General features: G+C 50.5%; 1 pseudogene. It reads right to left on the bottom strand.

The annotated features are described in order from the left end of the window. A pseudogene (locus R7Z47_RS24650) lies at window positions 1-716 on the bottom strand (hybrid sensor histidine kinase/response regulator); the annotation flags it as partial. Window positions 717-753 lie beyond the last annotated feature (37 nt).

Here is a 753-nt window from a genome sequence, read left to right as displayed (position 1 = left end):
AGCAATAAGGTTGGAATGTTTGGCGACTGGTAGGTTTCAGAAGCCACTCCAACCAGACTCAAGTTTTCCGTGCTCATCGCCAACCAGACAATGAAAATCCCCACCACCAAAAACGCCAGCAATTTGATGATGGATTCAAACGCGATCGCCATCATCATCCCACGGTGATGCTCGGTGTTATCAATATGGCGAGTACCAAACAACATGGTAAAAATGGCCAGTGCCACCACGACAAACCAAGACACACTGTCATTCTGATAACCAAAATCGGTCGCCAATTCCGGGGCGATGAACTCCAACCCCATGGTGATGCCACGCAGCTGCAAGGCGATGTAAGGCAAGATCCCTGCCACCGCAATCAATGTGACGACCACCGCCAAACCTTGCGATTTTCCGTAACGGGCACCAATAAAATCAGCGATGGAAGTGATGTGTTCGCGCTTCGCGATCAGAATGAGTCGAGCCAGAACTCGCCATCCGATGGTAAACACCAAAATCGGCGCGATATAGATGGGCAAGAAAGACCAAGGATTGCTGCTCGCCTGTCCGACCGTGCCGTAGAAGGTCCACGAGGTACAGTACACCGCAATCGAGAGACTATAAATCCACGGTCGCCAACGGGCGAGCCAGCGCTTCTGTATGTCTCCGTACCACGCGATTATAAATAGGGCTCCCAAGTACGCCAAAGAAACGGGAACCACCAGCCATCCTTGCATCCGATATCCTTTCTAGCTTTTCTTACAGAAAATAAAA

Source organism: Vibrio sp. 1641, from assembly GCF_033339995.1.
Classification (GTDB): domain Bacteria; phylum Pseudomonadota; class Gammaproteobacteria; order Enterobacterales; family Vibrionaceae; genus Vibrio; species Vibrio alginolyticus.
Note: the sequence above shows the minus strand (reverse complement) of the source record. Positions and strands in the feature narration are given on the sequence as shown.